The following is a 23,464-nucleotide window of genomic DNA, read 5'->3' as shown; positions in this document are numbered from 1 at the left end:
CGCCGCCAGGGTTACCAGCGGATTAAGCCGGTGTTAGGAGCAGGTCAACATCTGCCCTCCGGCGAAGCTTCCCGAAGTTTCCCTAGTAGCCCAGTTGGTGGGCCACCTGCAGGAGGAGGGCTTCGGAGCCCATGGGGCCAACAAGTTGGATTCCCATGGGAAGTCCACTGCCGGCGCTACCCCCGGTCCAGTGCACGGGAACGGTGATGGCCGGCAGGCCGCACACATTCACCATGGAGGACCACGGGGCGTATTCGCACTGCTTCCGGTAGTCGCCGTCGGCGTCCCCGGGCCACTGCGCCGACGGCCAGCGCTCCCCGCCATGCGCCGTGCCGGTGAACCATCCCACCGGCCGCGGCGTCTGCGCCAGGGCCGGCATCAGCATCAGGTCCCACTGCCCGTACTGCGCCACCGTGTCATGCTGGAACTGCCGCAGGAATGCCAGTGCCTCCGCGAGCTTGGCGGGGCTGCGCTGCTGTGCCCGACGGCGGAAGGTCCGCGTCAAGGGGGCCAGTAGAGCTTCACGCGTCGGACTGATCCTGGCTGCGCCCACCCCGGCGGTCCACGCCGTCGTGAAGGCATCCGGGTAACGGTTGTCGTAGCGGATGGATGCATCACCCAGGCTGTGGCCGGCGTGTTCCAGGAGGGCCTCACCGGCACGGAGCGCGTCCAGGGCGTCCTGTTCGGGCGTGAAGGGAAACGTGCCGGACCACGGGCTGTCCAGGGTGACGCCGATCCGCAGCCGCGGCGGCTCCTCTTGTTGCACTGCCCGGAGGTAGTGGTTTTCCGGGACCATGACGTCCATCATCAGCGCCGCGTCCTCCGTGCTGTGGGCAAGGGGACCGGGCACCACCAGCCGCGCGGGATCGCCGGCACTTTCCCCGGCTGCCACCAGCCCCCGGCCCGGCTTCAGGCCCACCAGGCCGCATGCTGCCGCCGGGATGCGGACTGACCCGCCGCCGTCGGTCCCCGGAGCGAAAGGCAGCAGCCCCGCTGCCACGGCCGCTGCACTGCCGCCGGACGAACCTCCCGAACTCCTGCTGGGTGCATGGGGATTGCGCGACGGCGGTGCGATGCGGTTTTCGCTGTAGGCCGTCAGTCCGAATTCAGGTACCTGTGTCTTGCCCAGCGAAACCACGCCGGCATCCTTGAAGAGGGACACCAGCGGAGCGTCGGCGGGGGCGGGTTTGTGGTCAAGGGCGGCACTGCCGTGCGTGGTCACCACCCCGGCCACGTCCGTCAGGTCCTTGAAGGCAAGGGGCATGCCGTGCAGCACAGGCAGGTCATCGGCGTCGGCGCGGGCATGCAGGGCATCGGCCGCCTTGGCCTGGTCCATGGCCTGTTCCGCGGTCACGGTGATGAAGGCGCCGAGAAGGGCGTTCCGCTGGCCGGTCCGGGCCAGGAAATGGGCGGCGGCCTCCGCGGCGGACACTGCTCCACTCCGCAGGAGGTCCCGCAGGGCCAGTGCCGAAAGCTCATGGAGTTCAGTCACGGAACCGGGACTCCGTTTGCGCACCGGCAGGCCGTTCCGTGCGGGCGGCCGGAGCCGGGGGTGCGGGGAGGGCGGCGGGCTGTTGGGACATGAAAACCTCCTTGGGCTTCACCAGCCTAACCCGGGGCTTTTTGCATACCTGTTCACGGTGGAAGGGGGCGGAAGAGCTAGGCTTAAACCTGACTCTGATCCGCCAAGACAGGACTCCGATGAGTGACTTCGATACCGTCCCCGTGCATGACATTCCCGCTGACGCGGTGATCCTGGACGTCCGGGAGGACTACGAATGGGTCGCCGGCCACGCTGACGGCGCACTCCACATCCCCATGGACCAGATCCCGGCCCGGCTGGGTGAGCTCGATCCGGACGAGGACCTCTATGTCATCTGCCGTACGGGCGGCCGCTCCTTCCGCGTTGCCCAATGGCTCACCGGCCAGGGATATTCCGCCATCAACGTCTCGGGCGGGATGGACCAGTGGCTGGAGGCCGGCAAACCTTTGGTTTCGGACAACGGACTCAAGCCGTTGGTGCTTTAGTGGCCGGTACTTCCCGCACCTACACGTTCCTGGGTCCGGAAGGCACCTTCACCGAGGCTGCCCTCCTCCAGGTACCCGATGCCCTTGAGGCGGTGAGGATCCCGGCGTCGAACGTCAACTCCGCCCTTGGGAAGGTCCGTGAAGGTGCGGCCGACGCCGCCATGGTCCCCATCGAGAACTCCGTGGAGGGCGGTGTCACGGCCACGCTGGACGCCATCGCCACCGGCCAGGAACTGCGGATCATCCGCGAGGTCCTGATCCCCATCAGCTTTGTCCTGGTAACCCGTCCCGGGGCTCGGTTGGAAGATGTCCGGCGCGTTTCCACGCACGGCCACGCCTGGGCCCAGTGCAGGCTGTGGATGGACAAGAACATACCCGATGCGGAATACGTTCCCGGTTCCTCGACCGCCGCCGCGGCCTTGGGGTTGCTGGCGGCCGACTGCCACTACGACGCGGCCATCTGCGCGCCGCTGGTGGCCAGCGAACATGCTGGACTGTCCGTGCTGGCGGAGGATATCGGTGACAACCCGGGTGCGGTCACCCGCTTCATCCTGGTGAGCCTGCCAGGCGCCCTGCCGGCGCGGACCGGTGCGGACAAAACCACGGTTGTGGTGCCGCTTCCGGAGGACCGTCCCGGAGCCCTGATGGAGATCCTGGACCAGTTCGCCAGCCGCGGCGTCAACCTCAGCCGGATCGAGTCCCGGCCCACGGGCCAGTACCTGGGACACTATTTCTTCAGCATTGATGCCGACGGCCACGCAGGCGAGGCGAGGGTGGCCGACGCGCTGGCGGGGCTGCACCGCATCAGCCCGGGGACGCGTTTCCTTGGCTCGTACGCCAGGGCAGACAAGCAGGAGACGCCGGTCCCGGCCTATGTCTCCGACGCGGCGTTCTCTGCGGCCCAATCATGGGTGGAATCCATACTCGATGCAGAATCCTTCGCAGGTGAAACCGGTTCCGCAGCTTCGCCCAGAGCGTAGGCAAATGGCTTGGGAACTACTTCCGCGGGCTGCGGACAATGCGTATGCTTGCTTGATCCACACGGGGTATGGCCCCTGACGAAGGGAGAGGGTCATGACCAGCAGCACTGAGAACGACGGCCAGGGGATGATCGTCAACCCCAAGCCGACCGCTGACAACCAGGACTGGGACGGGGATGACGCTGACCGCGCCGACCGCCTGCGCTTCGAGGAAGAGCAGGCCATGATCCGCGAGCAGTCTGAAGCCCACGCTGCCGCCAAGGCGGCCGCCGATGCAAAGAAGCAGGCCAGCGCCTGAGCCGCGCAGCACTCTTGCTTTTGTCACGTAACAGCGCTGTCAGCGCTCTTTTGTCAACGCACCTTTGCTAACGCACCGCCGTGGCACTGCTGCCATGGACGTCCCGCTTGACCCGGACCAGGAGTGACCGCGGCAGAACCTGGACGGTGAGCTGCGTGGCTTCACCCGAAGTGTCGCCGTCGAGCTGTGTGGGCATGGGTTCGGGGCACTTGATCACCACCCTGCCTGACCGGTAAACGGTCATGATGGGCAGCTTGCCGCTGTGCTTGAACATGATTTTCACGTACATCAGCAGCCACCCCAGCGCGCTGCGGGGGCTCATCACCACAACGTCGAGCATGCCGTCGTCGATCATGGCCTGCGGGATCAGGTCGATGCCGCCGGGGACAAGGCCGCAATTGGCGAAAAGCACACTGCGGATATTCCTTACCTGCTCCGGGTTTCCGTCCAGCGCAATGGAAACCTTCTTTCGCCGGCCCGGCAGGTGGCGTACGCCCGCCTCCGTGTACGCGAGCCAGCCCACCGCCTTCTTCAACCCGTCATTGGTGTCGGCCAGGACCTCGGCATCCATGCCTATCCCGGCGATCACCAGGAAGATGTGCTCGGAGTAGTGGCCGGTCCGGGAGTTCTCGATGGCCATCCGTGCGGTGTCGATGTAGCGCTGGCGGCCGAACAGTGCTGTCTGGACGTTGCCGTGAAGGTCGTTCACATCCAGGTCCACGTTCCGCGCCAGCAGGTTGCCGGTACCCAGTGGAATCAAACCCATGGCAATGTCCGTGTGCGCCAGGGCCTCGGCCACCACCCGGACGGTACCGTCGCCGCCGCCCGCAAGGACGACGTCCGGCTTGCCGGCCAGAACCGCCTGCATCTGGGAAAAGCCGGGGTCCTCCGCGGTCGTCTCGAAGAAGACAGGCTCCTCCCACCCGGCTGCCAGGCAGGCGCGCTGGATGATTTCCCTCGCTTCCCCGGCCCGCGCCTTGATTGGATTCAGGACCACGGCCACCCGCTGCTGCGCCAGCCCGGAGTCGTAAACTTCCCCCGCCACGGTGCTGCGCATATGCAGTGCTTTGAGGCGGCGCACCCCCCACCAGCTGGAGGTGGCGAAGGCAAGCGCCACCGCAATCAGCAGGTAGAGAATCCAGTCGCTCATGGTGCTTCAACAGTAGCCGTGCGGGCGGCGCGTGGGGGCACGCACCCTGCCGCCCGCCGTCGTGCGCGGTATTGGATACCCTTGTGTGGTGATCGACGTAAAAGACCTCAGCGAAAACCCGGAGAAATACCGTGCCAGCCAGCGTGCCCGTGGCGCGGACGAATCAGTGGTGGACGCGATCATCTCCGCGGATTCCGCCCGCCGCGCTGCCCTGATCCGCTTTGAAAACCTCCGCGCCGAGCAGAACGTGTTCGGCAAGAAGGTGGCGCAGGCCAAGGGTGAAGAGAAGCAGGCGTTGCTGGCAGAGGTCAAGGAGCTCGCCAACTCGGTTAAGGCGGCGTCTGCCGAGGCCGATGCCGCGCAGACCAAGCAGGAAGAACTCCTGCGCACCATCCCCAACCTTATTGAGGACGGCGTGCCCGAGGGCGGCGAGGACGACTACGTGGTGGTCAAGACCGTCGGCACCCCCCGTGAATTCCCCGACTTCGAGCCGCGCGACCACTTGGAGATTGGCGAGCTGATCGGCGCCATAGATATGGAACGCGGTGCCAAGGTCTCCGGTGCCCGGTTCTACTTCCTGCGCGGTGTGGGTGCCCGGCTGGAGATGGCCCTGTTGCAGATGGCCATGGACCAGGCCATCGAGGCAGGGTTCGTCCCGATGATCACCCCCACGCTGGTGCGTCCCGAGACCATGCAGGGCACCGGCTTCGATGTGAAGCACGACGCCGAGATCTACCGACTCGCCGAAGACGACCTTTACCTGGTGGGCACCTCCGAGGTTGCCCTGGCCGGGTACCACGCAGACGAGATCCTGGACTTCTCCAAGGGCCCCATCCGCTACGCCGGCCAGAGCTCCTGCTACCGCCGCGAGGCCGGCTCGCACGGCAAGGACACCCGCGGCATTATCCGCGTCCACCAGTTCAACAAGGTGGAGATGTTCATCTACACCACTGTTGAAGAGGCCGCCGCCGAGCACCAGCGCCTCCTGGCTTGGGAAGAGGAAATGCTGGCCAAGTGCGAACTGCCGTACCGCGTGATTGACACCGCTGCCGGTGACCTCGGCACCTCCGCCGCACGCAAGTACGACTGCGAAGCCTGGGTTCCCACGCAGGGCGCCTACCGCGAGCTGACCTCCACCTCCAACTGCACCACCTTCCAGGCGCGCCGCCTGAATATCCGTGAGCGCGTGGTGAACTCCGAGGGCGTCGCCAAGGGCACCCGGGCAGTGGCCACCCTGAACGGCACCCTCGCCACCACCCGCTGGATCGTGGCGCTGCTGGAGCACCACCAGAACCCGGACGGCTCCGTCAACGTGCCCAAGGCGCTGCAGAAGTACCTGGGCGGCCTCGAGGTCCTGCCGGTTCTCTAAGGGAGCTTTCATAAGCTTGTTCGCGGATCAGGACCTTCATGGTTCTGATCCGCGAACATGCTTAGGCCTGACGGACGCTTGTCCACATACAGGCAGCGGACCGGTGACCGCGCTTCCATGGTCCAACATCCTGTTGGAATGGACATGCCGCCCGGACTGATTGATACTGCCGCCATTCTCCGCACGGGCGCCGGCACCGACGGCGTGCACCGCGCCTTCAAGGCAGGGCAACTGGTGCGGATTTGGCGCGGCTTCTACGTCTCCACCGAGGACTGGCTCAACGCGCTGCCGTCCCAGCGCTTCGCATGGACGACGACGTCACTCGCCAGATCGGTCAAAGGTGCCGTTTTGTGCGGGCAAACGGCAGCGGTGGCGAGCGGTCTGCCGACGCTGGGAACGCCACCGTGCGTGGAGTTGGCGACTGCCTTGCCCGGCCGAAGCGGCATCAGGAAATCGCCGCTGTTGGTCCTGGGCGGGGACGGAACGGCCCAAGACGTGCGCCGCACGCGTTCCTATCCGCTTAGGTACCGGCTCAAGAGCGTGCTGGAACCTGTCCGCCATGGGGAGTTCCTCTGCACAGGACTCATGGAGACCACCGTGGATGTCATTTCCTCCACGAACCTGAGCCAGGCACTGGTACTCGCAGACGGGGCCGCCCGCAAACTCCTGGCCGACGGCGTTGTGGATCGTGGTGCCAGCCTTCTGTCCGTGCCGGGCATTGCCGCCGGCATAGCGGCTCTTCCGTCTGCGGCTGCCCGGCGCCGCGCGGAGCGGGTCGCTGCCCTGGCGAGCCCCGAGCCGGAGTCCGTTGGGGAGTCGTACAGCCGGGCCATCTTTGAGTTCCTTGGTTTCGAACAGCCCGTACTTCAACAGGTCTTTAAGGACGGCAACGGCTTCATCGGCAGGAGCGATTTCTGGTGGCCTTCCCAGAGGGTGGTGGGTGAGTTCGACGGCAAGGGGAAGTACGTCCAGGCCGCCCTGCGTGACGGGATGACGGCCGACGAGGCCGTATATCGGGAGAAGCTCCGCGAGGACCGGATCCGGGCGCTGGGCCACGGCTTTGTTCGCTGGCGATGGGCTGACCTCACGGACCCCAGCCGGCTGCGGTGCAAGCTCCTGGCAGCCGGACTCCGCCCGGGCTGCGGCACGTCCTCGCCCGCGAATCAGAAGCTGGTTCGCTAATCAGAACCGTGAAGGCACGGATGTGCGAACGAGGTGAGGACTGTTGGTCCAGGGAAGACGGGGACTCGTCCGCCCAGGGGGATCTGCTGCGCGAGGGACCGCCGGGATGTGGGAATCCGCCGTGTTTACCAACAGTTCAATAAACCTGTGTCCTGCGTCCTAGCGCGTGTCAGTTACGTCTGGTTCACTATGTGGATGACAACGCTGACTGAAACCTCAGTCGCCGGCAACGATGACCGGCGAGACAACAATCCGAACAACAACACCAACACCAACACCCTCGGCTTCGCCGCTGTGGACCAGAAGTTCATGGTCGCCCTGGACGTGGACGGCACCCTGGTGAACCACGACGGCCACATGTCCCCAGGTGTGCGGGAAGCCGCCCAGGCCGTGGTTGCAGCGGGGCACCAGGTGATGATCGCCACCGGCCGCTCCCTGAACGCCACCCTTCCCATCATCGAGAAGATCGGAATCGAGCGCGGATACGCCGTCTGCTGCAACGGCGGCGTAACGCTCCGGCTCCACCCGGAACTCGAAAACGGCTACGAAGTGATCCACAAGGCCACGTTCGATCCCGCTCCGGCCCTGCGTGCGCTCCGGGAGCGCCTCCCGTCCGCCAAGTACGCACTCGAGGATGCCGACGGCAATTTCCTCTCCACCGAGCGGTTCCAGGACGCCAGCTTCGGGGTGGAGGCCGTGGGCGTGGACTTCCACACCATGCTGGAAGCCACCGCCGTCCGCGTGGTGGTCTTCAGCACCGAAAACACGCCGGAGGAGTTCAACGAGGCCATCAACCACGTGGGCCTGGCGGGAGTGACCTATTCGGTGGGATGGACTGCGTGGCTGGATATCGCTGCCGCAGGGGTGACCAAGGCCAGCGCCCTGGAAAACCTTCGGGTCCGCCTTGGTTTTGAAGAGCACCTCACCGTCGCCGTCGGTGACGGCCGGAACGACATCGAGATGCTCACCTGGGCCGGCCGGGGTGTAGCCATGGGCCAGGCTCCGGCGGAGGTGGTGGCCGCCGCTGATGAGGTCACCCATTCAGTGCACGACGACGGCGCCGCCCACGTGCTGCGCAGCCTCCTCTAGGCCGGGGTACTTCCGTCCGTCCCGATTCCGGACCGCGTCCTGGGTCAAGGCAGAATAGAAGCATGACCCTTACGACGTTCGCCCTCGTCCGCCATGGCCAGACCGACTGGAATGCCGAGCGCCGGTTGCAGGGAGCCACCGACATCCCCTTGAACGACGTCGGACGCGGCCAGGCGAGCGACGCCGTCGCCGTCCTTGCCCCGTACGAATGGGACGCAATCGTTTCGTCGCCCCTCAGCCGTGCCGCGGAAACCGCAGACCTGATTGCCGAAGGGCTCGGGCTGGCGGTTTCCCGGCGCGTTCCGGAACTCACCGAGCGCAGTTTCGGCCCGGCCGAAGGGATGCAGGCCGGACCCGAGCTGGACGCGCTGCGCATTCCGGGCGGCTTCAAGGGCGCGGAAAGTGAAGACGAGGCCGCCGGCCGCGGCCTTGCCGCACTTGAGGCGCTGGCGGAGGAGTTCCGCGGCCAGCGGCTGCTGGTGGTCACCCACGGCACCCTGCTGCGCGTGAGCCTCAGCCGGGCCATTGGCCAGACCCTGGCGAGCGTGGACAACGCGGTGCTGAACCTGGCGCACCACCACGCGGTGGACGGCTGGAAACTGGAGTACTTCAACGGCGAGCCCGTGATGGCAGCCGCCGGCAACTAGGCCGGCCCTGAAAGTAACTAAAGAGAGCTGGCAGGACAGTCAGCTGGCTACCGGGCTTCGAGGATCAGTGCCAGCAACCTGGCAGCTGCGGGCCGGGCGCCGTGCTCCTCGTTCCACTGCGCCCGGGCCACCGCTTTACTGACGGCCTGGGTGGTGATGCCCAGTTCCTGCGCCACGGCTTTTTGCTGCCCCCGGACCCCGGGGGTCAGCAGGTCCAGCACCCGCCATTCAGCATCGGAACGGTCACGCACGATATGGCCCAGCAGCCTGAGGATGGCCTCGGCGTCGTGGGCGACATCGGCCAGCGGTCCTTCCACCGCCACCGGGATCCGCTCCTTGCTGCTGCGGAGCCTGTCCACGGCCCGGCGCGCGTACACCAGACCGTGGCCGGAGGCGTCCTTGATCTGGTTGGGCAGCGGCTCATTTACCGGCCCCGCGCCGATCCCCACGTACCAGTGCCCGCTGCGAAGTGCGATCAGTGCGGCATCCACGGCCTGGTGCGGGCAGTCGACGATTCCCTGGACTTCGTCCTCCACCGACCGGTCGAAGTCCAGGCGCGCAGGGATGTGCCGCAGCGCCTTGAGCAGCTGCGGCACCTGGTCGCCGTCGCGCCGGCTGTCCGTCTGATTGATGGTCAACGTGAACATTTCTGGATCCACACTACCCGGAAGTAGGAACTACGGAACGGCCGATTGAAGGGCCCGGTTGCCGGTTGGGCAGGAGATTTTCCCGGCCCGGGCGAGCCCATGCCGGCTGGCGCTGGGTGGCAAGAGCGGAAAGCCCGACGGCGGGGCTTGCCTGCCTGCCCCTCCATCTGTTGCCATGGGGGAACGGCCGCCTGCAGCGGCACACCCGACGTGAGGATGGTTATGGCCGGCAGCACTGGGCAGGATGAGATGCAGCAGGACGACGTGCAGCAGGGCGGCGCACGGCAGGAGGGGCCGGGGCAGGAAGACCTGGGCCTCGTCGACAAATGGTGGCGGGCCGCCAACTATCTTTCGGTGGGGCAGATCTACCTCCGGTCCAACCCCCTGCTGCGGGAACCGCTGCAGGCAGAGGACACCAAGTCCCGCCTGCTGGGGCACTGGGGCACCACCCCCGGACTCAACTTCGTCTACGCCCACCTGAACCGCGTGATCCGCCGCGACTCCCTGGAGATGCTCTTCGTCGCCGGTCCCGGCCATGGCGGTCCCGCCGTCGTCGCCAATGCCTGGATGGAGGGGACGTACTCGGAAATCTATGCCCACGTGGGCAATGACGAGGCAGGCCTGGCCGAACTCTTCCGGCAGTTCTCCTACCCCGGCGGAATCCCCAGCCACGCGGCCCCGGAAACCCCCGGCTCCATCAGCGAAGGCGGGGAGCTGGGGTACTCCCTGGCCCACGCGTACGGATCGGTGTTCGACAACCCGCAGCTGGTGACCGCCGTGGTGATTGGCGACGGCGAGGCGGAAACCGGTCCGCTGGCCGCCAGCTGGCACTCCCACAACTTCCTGGATCCAGCCGTGGATGGTGCCGTCCTGCCCATCCTGCACCTGAACGGCTACAAGATCGCCAACCCCACCATCCTGGCCCGGATGCCCCAGGACCAGCTGGAGCAGCTGCTGCGCGGATACGGGCACCAACCGTACTTCGTCACGGTGGCGGACCCGGACGACACCGAAAAGGCGCACCGCGATTTCGCCGGCGTCCTGGACCGGTGCCTGGCGGATATCAAGGCCATCCAGAATGCCCACCGGCAGGACGCTTCCGGTGAAGAGGCGGGGGAGGGCGGACACCGCTGGCCCCTGATCGTGCTGCGCTCGCCCAAGGGCTGGACCGGACCCCGCATGGTTGACGGGCTGCAGGTGGAAGGCACCTGGCGGGCCCACCAGGTGCCGCTGTCCGAGGTCCGCACCAACGGCGAGCACCTGAAGCAGTTGGAGGAGTGGCTGCAGTCCTACCGGCCGGCGGAACTGTTCGACGGCGACGGCCGGCTCCGGCCCGACGTCGCCGAAGGTGCGCCCACGGGCGACTTCCGCATGAGTGCCACACCGCATGCCAACGGCGGATTGTTGAGGCGCGCACTGAAGCTGCCCGCCTACCGCGACCACGCCGTGGAGGTTCCCAGCCCGGGCACCGAGCGGGTCAGCCCCATGGTAACGCTCGGATCCTGGATGCGGGACGTGATTGCGCAGAACATGGATAACTTCCGGCTGTTCGGCCCGGACGAGACGGCCTCCAACCGGCTGCAGAACGTCTATGAGGTCACCGACAAGGTGTGGCAGTACAGGATCGACGACGTCGACGAGCACCTTGCGCGCTCCGGCCGGGTCCTGGAGGTGCTGAGCGAGCACCTGTGCCAGGGCTGGCTGGAGGGGTACCTCCTCACCGGCCGGCACGGCGTCTTCAACTGCTACGAGGCCTTCGTCCACATTGTCGACTCCATGTTCAACCAGCACGCCAAATGGCTGAAGGTCTCCCGGAAGCTGCACTGGCGCCAGCCGGTGCCATCCCTGAACTACCTGCTGTCGTCGCACGTGTGGCAGCAGGACCACAACGGCTTCTCGCACCAGGACCCCGGCTTCATCGACCACGCCGTGAACAAGAAGGCCGAGGTCATCCGGGTCTACCTGCCGCCGGACACCAACACCCTGCTCTCCGTCATGGAGCACTGCCTGGCCTCCACGGACTACGTGAACATCGTGGTGAGTGGGAAGCAGCCCTCACCCACCTGGCTCGGTCCGGCCGATGCCGCCAACCATTGCCGCCGCGGCCTGGGGATCTGGACGTTTGCCGGTTCCGAGGTGCCCGGCGAGGAGCCCGACGTCGTCCTGGCCTGCGCCGGTGACGTCCCCACCGTGGAGACCGTGGCGGCCGCCGAACTGCTCCGGAAGGGCGCGCCCGGACTCAAGGTGCGGGTGGTGAACGTGGTGGACCTGATGCGGCTGCAGGACGACAGCGAGCACCCACACGGCCTCCCCGGCCATGACTTCGACGGGATTTTCACCGCCGACAAGCCGGTCATCTTCGCGTACCACGGCTACCCGGCGCTGATCCACCGGCTGGCCTACCGGCGGACCAACCAGCAGGGCCTCCACGTGCACGGCTATAAAGAAGAGGGGACCACCACCACACCGTTCGACATGGCCATGCTCAACGGAATCGACCGGTTCACCCTGGCTATCGACGCGATCGACCGGGTACCCGGCCTGGCTGAGAAGCACTCGCTCCTGCGCCAGGACCTGCAGGACCGCCGCAACCGGGCGCGCGAGCACACCCGCACCCACGGCGAGGACCCGGAGGAGATCCGGAACTGGAAGCTGGGCGGCTGACCCCCACCTAGTTACGGAGTTCGTCCAGCGTGCAGGAGGGCAGGTGGATCCAGCCCTCGCTGCGCGCTGCCTGCGCATGGGAACCGTCCGGCAAGAGCGTACGACGACGGGCGGCGGCCCGGGCGGTCAGGGAAGCGACGACGGCGTCGAAGAGATCGTCCGAGCCGGCCAGCGTGCCCCGGTGCCCGCCCAGGTCCAGCCATGGCGCCTGCTCTTCGAGGGCCGCCAGCAGGAGGCCGAGGCGTTCGGCTTCCGGGACGCCCCGGCCCTTGTAGCCGCGCCCGTTCAGGCCCCAGATCTTCAGGGATGCTGCCGGGTAGACCTCGGCCAGGCGTCCTGAGCCGTCACGCGCCTGTGGGCCGTGCAGGGCGGCGATCTTTGCCTGGATCACGGCGCAGCGCATGGCAGGATGGGCCAGCCGGTCGGCGGAGACGCTGAGCGGGATCAGCCCGGTTTCGCGCGTGACGAAGCGGTCGGTGTCCCGGTAGGCGAGCAGCCTCCGGCCGGCAATTCCGTCGTACTCGAGGACGGGATCGGCGTCGAAGTTCAGGTGGCCGGTAAGGAACGGGATCAGCGCGTCGGGCCAGCCCACCGGACAGTCGACGCCGGTCATCTCGCAGGAGCCGAACAGCTCCACGATGTCCTGGTCGTCCACGTCCAGGGCCAGGTGGGTGAGCCGGGCCGTATCTGGCTCCCACTCGATCACCGCGACGGCGGTCTTCCTGGTGGCCGCCGCCAGGTCCACGCCCAGCGTTTTCACGCTCTCAGGCTGCCTGATACTGCAGGACTCCGGTGATGCCGCCGGACTTCCCAAGGTCGGCGCCGCGGGCGAAACCGGCCCACAGGGCCCGCATCTTCCGGCCAGCCGCCTCCACGTCCTCCCAGCGGGCGCCGGCGATCAGTCCCACCCCGTCCCATGTTTCCCTGGTGCCGAGCAGCAGGGGCAGGTCCACGGTGTGGGCCGCGCCAAAGATATTGCCGGGGGCATGCCAGGTCAGGAGGTACCGGTGGGCGTTTCCGCCCGCTTTGGCGTGGCGCCGGGCGAACCGGCGCGTTGCCCGGCCGTACACGGTTTCGGTGACCACCCAGTCGATGGCACGCACGGCGTGCTGACCCACCAAGGGGATCCCGGCCAGCCGCATCAGTCGAGGGCTGCGGGGAAGGAACAGGCGCGCCTCCTCCGAGGTATGGCCGATCAGCACCTCGATGCCGGGCGCCGTCCGGTCCCACGCCGCTTCGATCCCGGCTTCCTCCGGGAGTGGATCGTGCCCGTACTGTGTGCCAAAGGGCATGGCGGCCAGCATGCCGAACTTTTTGGCCACCTGGGTGACCTGTTCCTCGACCGCCACCACGTCCATGGCCGGTGTCTGTTCGGTGACCGATTCGGCGGCGATGCCCATGGCGTGGTTCATTTTGGCCCGCCCGCGGGTGATGCCCAGCGGTGCACTTTGGATGATGGCGCGCTGGAAGAGTGTGGGCGCCTCGGGTGTGGCCATCAGGTGGGCGATCGCGTCACCACCGGCGGACTGGCCGAATGCGGTGACCCGGCGGGGGTCGCCGCCAAAGGCCTGGATATTCCGCCGCACCCACCGGAATGCCTCCAATTGGTCCAGGAGCCCCAGGTTGCCGGGACGCCCCGCGGGTGTGGCCAGGAACCCGAACAGCCCCAGCCGGTACGTCACGGAAACCACGATGACGCGGTTCTCGGCCACCAGCCGGGCGGGGTCGAAGATGGCCAGGTCCCCGGAGCCGGTGGTGTAGGAGCCGCCGTGGATCCAGACCATGACGGGCAGCTTTTCGTCCGGCCTGACGTCGCCGGGCATGGTGATGGAAAGGTTCTGGCAGTCCTCGCTCCCCGGAAGCTCCCCGTATCTGGTGCCCAGGACGTCGTCGAGGAACGGCACGGGCGCCTGGGGGCAGGCAGGGGAGAGGGACGTGGCGGACAGCTCGGAGGTCCAGTCCGGGACCTGCACGGGCGGCTGGAACCGGGCGGCCTCGGCGTACGGGATCCCTGAGGCGCGGATAACCTCGCCGTCCCGCCAGCCGGCGACAGGGCCGCAGGGCGGATGGAACAAGAGCTGGGAAGTCAGTGCTGGCTCAGAACTCACAGCCCCACGATTCCACAGATTTACCTTAGTGGGGACAACGACAAATCCCCGCCTCCCGGACCTATCCCTCTTGCATGAAGCGGGGACTTGTCCGGCCGACGGGGATTCAGGGCCTGGCCGCACTAAGGCGGTGGCCCGGTGGAACCAGTGCGCCGGTGGAACCAGTGCGACGTGGAACTAGTGCGACGCGGGCACGTAACGCTTGATGGAGGCTTCCAGCTCGGCTTCGGCCGCGGCGCGGTCGCCCCAGCCCTCGGCCTTGACCCACTTGCCGGGCTCCAGGTCCTTGTAGCGGGTGAAGAAGTGCTCGATCTCCTTGATCAGGAATTCGTTGACGTCGCTGACTTCCTGGATGTGGTCAAAGCGGGCATCCACGGGGACGCAGAGGATCTTGGCGTCCCCGCCGCCGTCGTCCGTCATGTTGAAGACACCGATGGGGCGGGACTCGACGATGACGCCGGGGTGCAGGTCGAAGTCCTGCAGGAGCACCAGCGCGTCCAGCGGGTCGCCGTCCTCGCCGAGGGTGTTTTCGAAGTACCCGTAGTGCGTGGGGTACTGCATTGAGGTGAAGAGGACGCGGTCCAGGCGGACACGGCCGGTCTCGTGGTCAACTTCGTACTTGACGCGCGATCCCTTGGGGATCTCGATGGTCACGTCGTGCTTCATGGAATGCTCCTCGGCAATTGCAGGGGGTGCGCGGCACACTTGACGGGCCCACAAAAAAGAGTGTCGGTGCCGCCGACTACTATTGAGGATATAGCGAGAGGCCCTGGAATCAGGAACTTGTGGGGAAATTTCAGGACTTGAGGACCAGCACCAGCATGACCAAAACAACCGGCCAGGAACCGTTGCGCGCGCACCGGTCCGCGCGCGCCGGCAGCCTTGGCCGGACCCCCGCGAAAGGGCCGCGCAAGCCCTGGCCCCTGGCCCTGGCGGCCTTGATCCTGCTTGTCCTCGCCCTCCCGGGAGCCCTGCTGGTGGCCCCCGGATTCCTGGGCCCAGGGTTCTTTGCTGCGGAAGCCCCCGAATCCGCCCCGGCGCCCCCCGCCTGGCAGCAGGCCCCCGCCACCCTGTCCGCCCCGCAGGCGCTCGCCCCGCTTCAGCAGTCCGCCCCAGTGCCCCTTCCGTCAGCGGTGGCAGCCCAGGTGGACCCGGCATTGAAGGCCGACGGCGGCGGTACCTTCACCGGCATGGTGCAGGACGCGCTCACGGGCCAGGTCCTCTTTGACCGGGGCGGCGCGGAAAGCCGGGTGCCGGCGTCGAACCTTAAACTGCTGACGGCGGTGGCCGCACTGCGCACCCTGGGCCGGACCACCGCTTCGCCACCAAGGTGGTGCCGGGCTCCGCCGCCGGGGAGGTGGTGCTGGTGGGCGGCGGCGACGTCCTCCTGGCCGCCGGGGAGTCGAAGCCGGACCAGGTTATGGGCCACGCCGGCCTTGCCACCCTTGCCGCCCTTACGGTGCAGGCCCTGCAGGCCGCCGGAACCACGGGAGACATCAAGGTAGTGGTGGATGACTCCCTCTTCACCGGCGCGGCGTTGAATCCGGCCTGGCAGAGCGGCGACGTGGAGGCGGGCGAAATAGCGCCGCTGTACCCCCTGGCCCTCAACTCTGCACGCTTCGACCCCGCCGTCACCACCGGCCCCCGGCCCCAGGATTCAGCCATAACCGCCGCGGAGGAGTTCGCGGCCCGGCTCCGTGCGGCAGGTGCCGGGGCCGGCCTCACCGTGGCGGCCGGCGTCGAACGCTCACCCGGCGCGTCCCAAGCCGCCGCCCCAGCCCTGGCGGCCGTCCAATCGGCCACCGTGGCTGAGCAGGTGAACCTGATGCTGCAGGTATCTGACAATTACCTTGCCGAAACCATGGGCCGGATGGCCGCGTTGGCCACCGGCCGGCCCGGAAGCAATGACGGTGCCACGGCCGTGGTCGCGGCCGAACTCGCGGCAGCGGGCATCCCCTCTGACGCCGTGAAGCTGGTGGATGTGTGCGGGCTGGCCATGGGCAACCAGGTTGCGGCCCGCCAGTTCACTGACGTGGTGCGGGCCATCACCACCGGCGCCGACACCAGGCTGCGGGCCGCCCTGGACGGCTTTCCGGTTGGTGGCCTGTCAGGAACCCTGGACACCCGCTACGGGGATGCCACCACGTCCGGCGGTGCCGGCCTGGTTCGCGCCAAGACCGGGACACTGAACACCGTTCTGGCGCTGAGCGGATATGTGGTGGACTCCGACGGGCGGCTCCTGGTCTTCTCCTTCATCGGCAACGGCCTGACCCCGGGCGCGGCCGGCAACAAGGAAGCCCTGGACCGGGCCGCCACGGCGCTGGCGGGCTGCGGCTGCCGCTAGCACGGCTGCCATTGGTACTCCATGAGGGGGATTCCTCCTGCACTTCCAACGTGCCGGCCTGGACTGGGACGGCGCTTCTGGCCTCCTGTGCCGGGGCTGTGCAAGTTCGCCGGTCAGCGAACTTAAGGACGATCCCCAGCCTGCTGTGTTCTGATGGGAACCATGGAGTCCACTGCGCGCGAATCCGCATCGACGTTGTCCCCAACAGCCCAGTCCCTGATCAACTGGGACCTCGCTGCGTCTGCCGCAGCGCGGCTGGCTCCCGCCGGGCCGGAGCTCGATGAAAAGGCCATCGGGGAAGCGGTGGACAGCCTTCGACGGCTGGCGGACGCTTCCGTTCCGCACGTGCACGACATCACCGGCCTGGAGGCGGCGCGCGACCTTCGCGATTCCTCGGTGCTGGTGGTGGACCGAGCGTCCTGGGCCAAAGCCAACACGCAGAGTTTCGCGGTGATGCTCAAACCCGCAATGCAGAAGATGCTGGACAGCCGCCGCGGAAGCCTCAGCCCCGCTGCCGCCCAGGTCAGCGGCGCCATCACCGGCAGCCAGTTGGGCGCCGTGCTTGCCTTCCTGTCCAGCAAGGTCCTGGGCCAGTACGATCCCTTCGCGGCGCTGGCAGAAAACTCCACGGCTCCCGCGGCCGGCCGGCTCCTGCTGGTGGCCCCCAACATCGTGTCGGTGGAACGGGAACTCAACGTCACGCCCGAGGACTTCCGGCTCTGGGTCTGCCTGCACGAGCAAACCCACCGTGTCCAATTCGCGGCCGCCCCCTGGCTGCGGCACCACATGCTGGAACAAATCGACGAACTCAGCGGCCACCTGCTGGGCAACGTCGACACCCTGATGGAGCGCGCCACCGCTGCTGCCCGCTCCCTGAAGGACCGCTCCGCCACCGGAAACACTCCCGGCCGCGGCGCCATCCTGGACCTGCTGCAGGATCCGGAGGAAAAGGCCGCCATCTCGCACCTCACCGCCGTCATGAGCCTCCTCGAAGGGCACGCCAACGTGGTGATGGACGCCGTCGACGCCAGCATCGTCCCGTCCGTGAAGACCATCCGGCAGCGGTTCAACGACCGCGGCAAGGACCGGGGCGTGATCGAGAAGTTCATCCGCAGCCTCCTGGGCCTGGACGCCAAGATGCGCCAGTACTCCGACGGCGCCCGCTTCGTCCGGGCCGTGGTGGACGTGGCCGGAATGGACGGCTTCAACAAAGTCTGGGAGTCCGTGGACCACCTGCCTACCGAGCCCGAAATCCACGACGCCAAGCTGTGGCTTGAGCGGATGGGTCACTGATTGACGGACACACCTGTACCCGGGACTGAGTGGCCTGCCGGCACCGCCGGGCCACGCAGCGGACGGCGCCGGCCCGGAAGGCTCGCGCCCGTCGTCGGGACTGCGCGCAGGATGCTGCAAAACGCGCTCGCCGATGCCGGATATCCCGGCCACGTCGTCGTGGCGTGCAGCGGAGGCCCCGATTCCCTGGCGCTGGCCGCCGTCGCTGCGTACTTTGCCCGGCGCGGGCATGTGGACGGACGCCCGCTGACCGTGGGAGCCGTGGTGGTGGACCACCAGCTGCAGGAGGGGTCCGGCGACATTGCCGCGCGCACCGCCAAGACCCTGGAGGAGCTGGGCCTTTCACCGGTTGAGATCCGCACGGTCACGGTGGCTGGTGCCGGTATGGGCCCAGAGGCCGCCGCACGCGAAGCCCGGCACGCCGCGCTCGAAGCCGCCGCGGCGGGACAGGGCGCCGGCGCCATCCTGCTGGGCCACACGCTCGACGACCAGGCGGAGCAGGTACTGCTGGGCCTGGCCCGGGGCTCCGGCTCCCGCTCGCTCGCGGGCATGCGGCCGTCCCGGGCAGGCGCCGGAAACAGTGTCCTGCTGCGCCCGTTCCTCGGCCTGCGCAGGGCGGACACCGAGGAGATCTGCGCGGTGGAGGACCTGGATCCCTGGCACGATCCCACCAACGCCGATCCCGCCTTTGCACGCTCCCGGACCCGCGTGGAGGTCCTTCCGCACCTCGAGGAGAACCTGGGTCCCGGGGTTGCCGAATCCCTGGCCCGGACCGCCGCCATCCTGCAGCTTGACGCCGATTACCTGGAGGCTGTGGCGGAAAGCACCTTCGCCTCCCTGGTGGAGCGGGACGGCGGCACACTGGCGCTGCCCGAGGAGGCGTTGCGTGCCGTGGCCCCGGCCATCAGGTTCCGTGTGATCGCCAAGGCAGCGGCCGACGTCGGCGGCCAGCAGCCCAGCTACCAGCGCCTTTTGGCGGCGGAAGCGCTGCTGCGGCGCCAGGGTTCCGCGGGTCCGGTGGAGCTTCCCGGCGGCGTCAGCGTGTACCGGCTGTCGCTGGCACAGCTGGAGGGATCAAAGGACGCCGGCGTGCCGGGTGCCCAGGGCGGCCCCGGTTCTGTTCCCCGCGAACGGGCGCGCTGTGGGAAGCTAGTATTCCGGTCCCAAAAACCGCCCGCAAAATAGTCGCACCCCGCATCTAAACAGGAGCCATTGGTGGATTCAAACGACGTCCAGGCAGATCTCAAGCACGTTCTCTACACCAAGGAGCAGATCCAGCAGCGGATCACCGAGCTCGCTGCGCAGATCGACAAGGACTACGAGGGGCGCGAGATCCTCCTGGTGGGCGTGCTCAAGGGCGCCGTCATGGTCATGGCTGACCTTGCCCGCGCACTCCACAGCCACATCTCCATGGACTGGATGGCAGTGTCCTCCTACGGTTCGGGCACCCAGTCCTCCGGCGTGGTACGCATCCTGAAGGATCTGGACACCGACCTGATGGGCAAGGACGTGCTGATCGTCGAGGACATCATCGACTCCGGCCTCACCCTGTCCTGGCTCAAGACCAATCTGGAGTCCCGCGGCACCGCGTCCGTGGAGATCTGCACGGCGTTCCGCAAACCCACAGCCGCCAAGGTGGAAATCGACGTCAAGTACGTCGGTTATGACATCCCCAACGAGTTCGTGGTGGGTTACGGCCTGGACTACGCCGAAAAGTACCGCAACCTTGACTTCGTGGGCACCCTGGCCCCGCACGTCTACGAGTAAGCGGCGCCGCACACTCCGCCGCCGTACTCCGGTAAAACCGCGCCATGTGGGCAACTCCTGGGCTGTCCCGGCACTGCTACGCCCACAGGGAACTTTTGCTTTTCGCTATGCGTGATGTACTCCGGACGGTGTATAGCTAGAAGCTGACGCAGCACCATCACGCGCGCAGACTACTCGCCGTGAAGCACTACCGGAAGGGACGGGGCCAGCCCCCGAACAGATGAAAGCTAAGAACTTCTTCAAAGGCCCGGGCATCTGGATCGTCGTTGTGGTCGGTCTGCTCCTGGTGGCCTTTGCAACGCTCGCCCCCGGCGGTGCCGCCCGCATCGATACGGACAAGGGCCTGGAACTGCTCTCCGGCAACAAGGTGGAGCAGGCCAAGATCTTCGACGGCGAGAACCGCGTTGACCTCACGCTGAAGGACAACCTGCAGGTGGACGGGCAGGACAAAGGCAAGAGCGTCCAGTTCTTCTTCGTTGACGCCCGCGCACAGGACGTGGTGAAGGCTGTCACCGACGCCAAGCCGGCCCAGGGCTTCACCGACCAGCCGATTGAAAGCAACTGGTTCTCCGGCCTGCTCTCCCTCCTGATCCCCGTCATCCTGCTGGGTGCCCTCTTCTGGTTCCTGATGACCCGGATGCAGGGCGGCGGCTCCAAGATCATGCAGTTCGGCAAGTCCAAGGCCAAGATGGTCAGCAAGGACATGCCGCAGGTGACCTTCGCCGACGTCGCAGGCGCGGACGAGGCCGTCGAGGAACTGCAGGAGATCAAGGAATTCCTGCAGGAGCCTGCCAAGTTCCAGGCCGTTGGCGCCAAGATCCCCAAGGGCGTGCTGCTGTACGGCCCGCCCGGCACCGGCAAGACGCTGCTGGCCCGCGCAGTGGCCGGTGAGGCCGGCGTGCCCTTCTTCTCCATCTCGGGCTCGGACTTCGTGGAAATGTTCGTCGGCGTCGGCGCATCCCGCGTCCGCGACCTCTTTGAACAGGCCAAGGCCAACTCGCCCGCCATCATCTTCGTGGACGAGATCGACGCCGTTGGCCGCCACCGCGGTGCAGGCATCGGCGGCGGCAACGACGAACGCGAGCAGACCCTCAACCAGTTGCTGGTGGAGATGGACGGCTTCGACGTCAAAACCAACGTGATCCTCATCGCCGCCACCAACCGGCCCGACGTCCTGGACCCGGCACTGCTGCGCCCCGGCCGTTTCGACCGCCAGGTTTCGGTGGAGGCGCCGGACCTCATTGGCCGCGACCAGATCCTGCAGGTGCACGCCAAGGGCAAACCGATGGCGCCCGGCGTCGACCTGAAGGGTGTGGCGAAGAAGACGCCCGGCTACACCGGCGCAGACCTCGCCAACGTCCTCAACGAGGCCGCACTGCTCACCGCGCGCTCCAACGCCAACCTGATTGACGACCGCGCCCTGGACGAGGCCATTGACCGAGTCATGGCCGGCCCGCAGAAGCGCAGCCGCGTCATGAAGGAACACGAGCGCAAGATCACCGCCTACCACGAAGGCGGCCACGCCCTGGTGGCGGCAGCCCTGCGGAACTCGGCTCCGGTCACCAAGATCACCATCCTTCCGCGCGGCCGGGCCCTGGGCTACACCATGGTGGTCCCCGAAAACGACAAATACTCCATCACCCGCAACGAACTCCTCGACCAGATGGCCTACGCCATGGGCGGGCGCGTTGCCGAGGAGATCGTGTTCCACGACCCCTCCACCGGCGCCTCCAACGACATCGAGAAGGCCACCGGCACTGCCCGCAAGATGGTCACCGAGTACGGCATGAGCGAACGCGTCGGCGCTGTCCGCCTGGGCCAGGGCGGCGGCGAACCCTTCCTGGGCCGCGACGCCGGCCACGAGCGCAACTACTCGGACCAGATCGCCTACGTGGTGGACGAGGAAGTGCGCCGGCTGATCGAGCAGGCCCACGACGAGGCTTACGAGATCCTTACCGAGAACCGCGACATCCTGGACATCCTGGCCCTTGAGCTGCTGGAGCGCGAAACCCTCAACCAGTCCGAGATTGCCGACATCTTCCGCGACGTGCGCAAGCGCGACTTCCGCGAAGTGTGGCTGTCCAAGGAAACCCGTCCTGTCCAGATGGCAGGCCCCGTGGAGTCCCGCCAGGAAAGGGCGGAACGCGAGGCACAGGAAGAGGCAAAGAAGGCCCGGCTGGACGAGCCTTTGGACGCCCAGCCGCCGCACTCGCAGGGCGTTCCGGAGGACGCTCCGTTTCACGGAGGCACCTCCGACTCGGGGCCTGACACCCTTCGCGGCTAAGCTTTCCCTGTGACTTCTTTCGACGACGACGACGTTCCCGCCTCCGCCGTACACGTGGCGGAGGACGGATCCCACCATTCGAAGCGCGAAAAGGTGGACCGGCCGAGGATCGAGGCGGCCGTCCGCGAGATCCTCCTTGCCATTGGCGAGGACCCGGACCGCGGCGGCCTGCGCGACACCCCGAAGCGGGTTGCGAAGGCGTACGCCGAGGTCTTCGCGGGTCTGCACCACGATCCTGCTGACGTGCTGTCCACCACCTTCGACCTGGACCATGAGGAACTGGTCCTGGTCAAAGACATCCCGTTCTACTCCACCTGCGAGCACCACCTGGTGCCGTTCCACGGGGTGGCCCACGTGGGGTACATTCCGTCCCACGACGGCAAGGTCACCGGGCTGAGCAAGCTGGCCCGCCTGGTGGACATCTACGCCCGCCGCCCGCAGGTGCAGGAGCGCCTCACCACTGAAATCGTCGAAGCGATGGTCCGCTACCTCAAGCCCCGTGGCGCCATCGTGGTCGTTGAATGCGAACACATGTGCATGTCGATGCGCGGTATCCGCAAGCCCGGAGCGAAGACCGTCACCAGTGCGGTCCGCGGGCAGCTTCATGACCCGGCCACCCGTGCCGAAGCCATGAGCCTCATCCTCGGAAGGTAACTACAGACCATGGATTCACTCGCTGCAGCCCCTGGAACGGGGCCCGCAACCTCCCCGCTGCCCATCCTGCGCAAGCCCCGCCCGGCCGCGCGCTTCGAAGGCCTGCCCACCGACCGCACCCTGGTCATGGGAATCCTCAACGTCACCCCCGATTCCTTCAGCGACGGCGGGAAGCACGCCACGGCGGACACCGCCATCGCCGCCGGCCTGCGGATGTTTTACGCGGGTGCGGACATCATCGACGTCGGCGGCGAATCCACCCGGCCCGGCGCTGACGACGTCAGCCCGGAAGAAGAACAGCGCCGCGTCCTGCCGGTGATCGAGGCCCTGGTGAAGGCCGGCGCACTGGTCAGCATCGACACAACGCATGCCTCGACGGCGGCAGCGGCGGTAAAAGCCGGCGCAGCCATCATCAACGACATCTCCGGCCTGAGCATCGAGCCCGAAATGGCCGAGTTCGTGGCGGCCTCCAAGGTGCCGTACGTCCTCACCCACCGCCGTGGGGACGCCCGTACCATGAACTCCCTCGCCGAGTACACGGACGTTGCCGGTGAAGTGGTGGCCGAGCTGGCAGGAGTCCGCGACAAGCTCTACGCCGCCGGTGTCAGCCAGGAACAGATCATCATCGACCCCGGCCTGGGGTTCGCCAAGAATGACGCCCAGAACTGGGAACTGCTGCAGAACCTGGACCAGCTGGACAGCCTGGGCCACAAGGTCCTGGTGGGCGCTTCCCGCAAGCGCTTCCTCGGCACCCTGCTGACGGTGGCCGGCAAGTCCGCCGCCCCGGAGGAACGGGACGGGGCCACAGCGGCGATCACAGCCATCAGCGCCTACCGCGGGGCCTGGGCCGTCCGCGTGCACGAGGTGGGGTCCAGCCTTGACGCCGTGAAGGTGGCTGCACGCATGGCCGCAGCATCCACGGCACAAGCCGTACCCAAAAACCAATAGGGCCGGGGGACC

General features: G+C 67.2%; 20 protein-coding genes and 1 pseudogene. 15 read left to right on the top strand and 6 right to left on the bottom strand.

Features of this window, described 5'->3' with window-relative positions; all coding sequences use genetic code 11:
• Positions 1-82: 82 nt before the first annotated feature.
• Positions 83-1,492 carry an amidase gene (locus ASG79_RS03410; protein WP_056388609.1) on the bottom strand — a complete coding sequence of 470 codons (1,410 nt, stop codon included), beginning with the start codon at positions 1,490-1,492 and terminating at the stop codon, positions 83-85.
• Positions 1,493-1,701: 209 nt separating this feature from the next.
• On the opposite strand from ASG79_RS03410, the gene ASG79_RS03405 reads away from it, so the two are divergent.
• The 3 genes from ASG79_RS03405 (at position 1,702) to ASG79_RS03395 (ending at position 3,306) form a co-directional block, all read left to right on the top strand.
• The gene (locus tag ASG79_RS03405) at positions 1,702-2,028 is read left to right on the top strand and encodes a rhodanese-like domain-containing protein (protein WP_056388424.1); all 327 of its coding nucleotides are present in this window, start codon (positions 1,702-1,704) and stop codon (positions 2,026-2,028) included.
• The gene (gene pheA, locus ASG79_RS03400; RefSeq protein ID WP_056388422.1) at positions 2,028-3,008 is read left to right on the top strand and encodes a prephenate dehydratase; all 981 of its coding nucleotides are present in this window, start codon (positions 2,028-2,030) and stop codon (positions 3,006-3,008) included. Before ASG79_RS03405 ends, pheA begins: the two co-directional genes overlap by 1 nt.
• Before the next feature lie 94 nt (positions 3,009-3,102).
• Positions 3,103-3,306, top strand: a complete 204-nt coding sequence (locus ASG79_RS03395) for a hypothetical protein (RefSeq protein WP_056388420.1) — start codon at positions 3,103-3,105, stop codon at positions 3,304-3,306.
• 67 nt (positions 3,307-3,373) lie between these two features.
• Here ASG79_RS03395 and ASG79_RS03390 read toward each other — a convergent pair whose 3' ends face one another.
• Positions 3,374-4,456 carry a diacylglycerol/lipid kinase family protein gene (locus ASG79_RS03390; protein ID WP_018770273.1) on the bottom strand — a complete coding sequence of 361 codons (1,083 nt, stop codon included), beginning with the start codon at positions 4,454-4,456 and terminating at the stop codon, positions 3,374-3,376.
• An 88-nt stretch (positions 4,457-4,544) separates the two neighbouring features.
• Here ASG79_RS03390 and serS point away from each other — a divergent pair, with 88 nt between their 5' ends.
• From serS to ASG79_RS03370, 4 genes are all read left to right on the top strand, one after another.
• Positions 4,545-5,825, top strand: a complete 1,281-nt coding sequence (gene serS / locus ASG79_RS03385) for a serine--tRNA ligase (protein WP_026265933.1) — start codon at positions 4,545-4,547, stop codon at positions 5,823-5,825.
• 138 nt (positions 5,826-5,963) lie between these two features.
• Positions 5,964-7,007 (top strand): hypothetical protein, encoded by a 1,044-nt coding sequence (locus ASG79_RS03380; RefSeq protein WP_056388607.1) that lies wholly within the window; start codon positions 5,964-5,966, stop codon positions 7,005-7,007.
• A gap of 195 nt (positions 7,008-7,202) precedes the next feature.
• Positions 7,203-8,096 (top strand): HAD family hydrolase, encoded by an 894-nt coding sequence (locus ASG79_RS03375; RefSeq protein WP_056388605.1) that lies wholly within the window; start codon positions 7,203-7,205, stop codon positions 8,094-8,096.
• A gap of 62 nt (positions 8,097-8,158) precedes the next feature.
• Positions 8,159-8,743, top strand: coding sequence for a histidine phosphatase family protein (locus tag ASG79_RS03370; protein ID WP_056388418.1), 585 nt, complete (start codon positions 8,159-8,161; stop codon positions 8,741-8,743).
• Positions 8,744-8,790: 47 nt separating this feature from the next.
• Here ASG79_RS03370 and ASG79_RS03365 read toward each other — a convergent pair whose 3' ends face one another.
• Complete coding sequence (locus ASG79_RS03365) at positions 8,791-9,390, bottom strand: hypothetical protein (protein WP_056388417.1); 600 nt, start codon at positions 9,388-9,390, stop codon at positions 8,791-8,793.
• Positions 9,391-9,612: 222 nt separating this feature from the next.
• Here ASG79_RS03365 and ASG79_RS03360 point away from each other — a divergent pair, with 222 nt between their 5' ends.
• Entirely contained in the window at positions 9,613-12,054 is a 2,442-nt protein-coding gene (locus ASG79_RS03360; RefSeq protein ID WP_056388416.1) for a phosphoketolase, read from the top strand.
• Positions 12,055-12,061: 7 nt separating this feature from the next.
• On the opposite strand, the gene ASG79_RS03355 is transcribed toward ASG79_RS03360, so the two are convergent.
• The 3 genes from ASG79_RS03355 to ASG79_RS03345 form a co-directional block, all read right to left on the bottom strand.
• The gene (locus tag ASG79_RS03355) at positions 12,062-12,814 is read right to left on the bottom strand and encodes a DUF429 domain-containing protein (RefSeq protein ID WP_018770266.1); all 753 of its coding nucleotides are present in this window, start codon (positions 12,812-12,814) and stop codon (positions 12,062-12,064) included.
• 4 nt (positions 12,815-12,818) lie between these two features.
• Positions 12,819-14,162, bottom strand: a complete 1,344-nt coding sequence (locus ASG79_RS03350; RefSeq protein WP_082581652.1) for a carboxylesterase family protein — start codon at positions 14,160-14,162, stop codon at positions 12,819-12,821.
• Between the two features lie 177 nt (positions 14,163-14,339).
• Positions 14,340-14,828, bottom strand: a complete 489-nt coding sequence (locus ASG79_RS03345) for an inorganic diphosphatase (protein WP_018770264.1) — start codon at positions 14,826-14,828, stop codon at positions 14,340-14,342.
• A 155-nt stretch (positions 14,829-14,983) separates the two neighbouring features.
• Between ASG79_RS03345 and dacB the strand changes: the two are divergent.
• The 7 genes and pseudogenes from dacB to folP all read left to right on the top strand — a co-directional run bounded on the left by dacB (position 14,984) and on the right by folP (position 23,452).
• Positions 14,984-16,506 (top strand): annotated as a pseudogene (gene dacB, locus ASG79_RS03340) (D-alanyl-D-alanine carboxypeptidase/D-alanyl-D-alanine-endopeptidase).
• A gap of 162 nt (positions 16,507-16,668) precedes the next feature.
• On the top strand, positions 16,669-17,799 hold the full coding sequence (locus ASG79_RS03335; protein WP_026265930.1) for a zinc-dependent metalloprotease: 1,131 nt from the start codon (positions 16,669-16,671) through the stop codon (positions 17,797-17,799).
• 111 nt (positions 17,800-17,910) lie between these two features.
• Entirely contained in the window at positions 17,911-18,984 is a 1,074-nt protein-coding gene (tilS, locus tag ASG79_RS03330; RefSeq protein WP_200953139.1) for a tRNA lysidine(34) synthetase TilS, read from the top strand.
• Between the two features lie 30 nt (positions 18,985-19,014).
• On the top strand, positions 19,015-19,566 hold the full coding sequence (gene hpt, locus ASG79_RS03325; protein ID WP_018770260.1) for a hypoxanthine phosphoribosyltransferase: 552 nt from the start codon (positions 19,015-19,017) through the stop codon (positions 19,564-19,566).
• Positions 19,567-19,786: 220 nt separating this feature from the next.
• Complete coding sequence (gene ftsH / locus ASG79_RS03320; protein WP_018770259.1) at positions 19,787-21,850, top strand: ATP-dependent zinc metalloprotease FtsH; 2,064 nt, start codon at positions 19,787-19,789, stop codon at positions 21,848-21,850.
• Positions 21,851-21,859: 9 nt separating this feature from the next.
• Positions 21,860-22,504 (top strand): GTP cyclohydrolase I FolE, encoded by a 645-nt coding sequence (folE, locus tag ASG79_RS03315; protein ID WP_056388414.1) that lies wholly within the window; start codon positions 21,860-21,862, stop codon positions 22,502-22,504.
• Positions 22,505-22,513: 9 nt separating this feature from the next.
• Positions 22,514-23,452 carry a dihydropteroate synthase gene (folP, locus tag ASG79_RS03310; protein WP_018770257.1) on the top strand — a complete coding sequence of 313 codons (939 nt, stop codon included), beginning with the start codon at positions 22,514-22,516 and terminating at the stop codon, positions 23,450-23,452.
• The last annotated feature ends 12 nt before the right edge of the window (positions 23,453-23,464 follow it).

It is taken from the genome of Arthrobacter sp. Soil761 (genome assembly GCF_001428325.1).
Taxonomy (GTDB): domain Bacteria; phylum Actinomycetota; class Actinomycetes; order Actinomycetales; family Micrococcaceae; genus Arthrobacter.
Note: the sequence above shows the minus strand (reverse complement) of the source record. Positions and strands in the feature narration are given on the sequence as shown.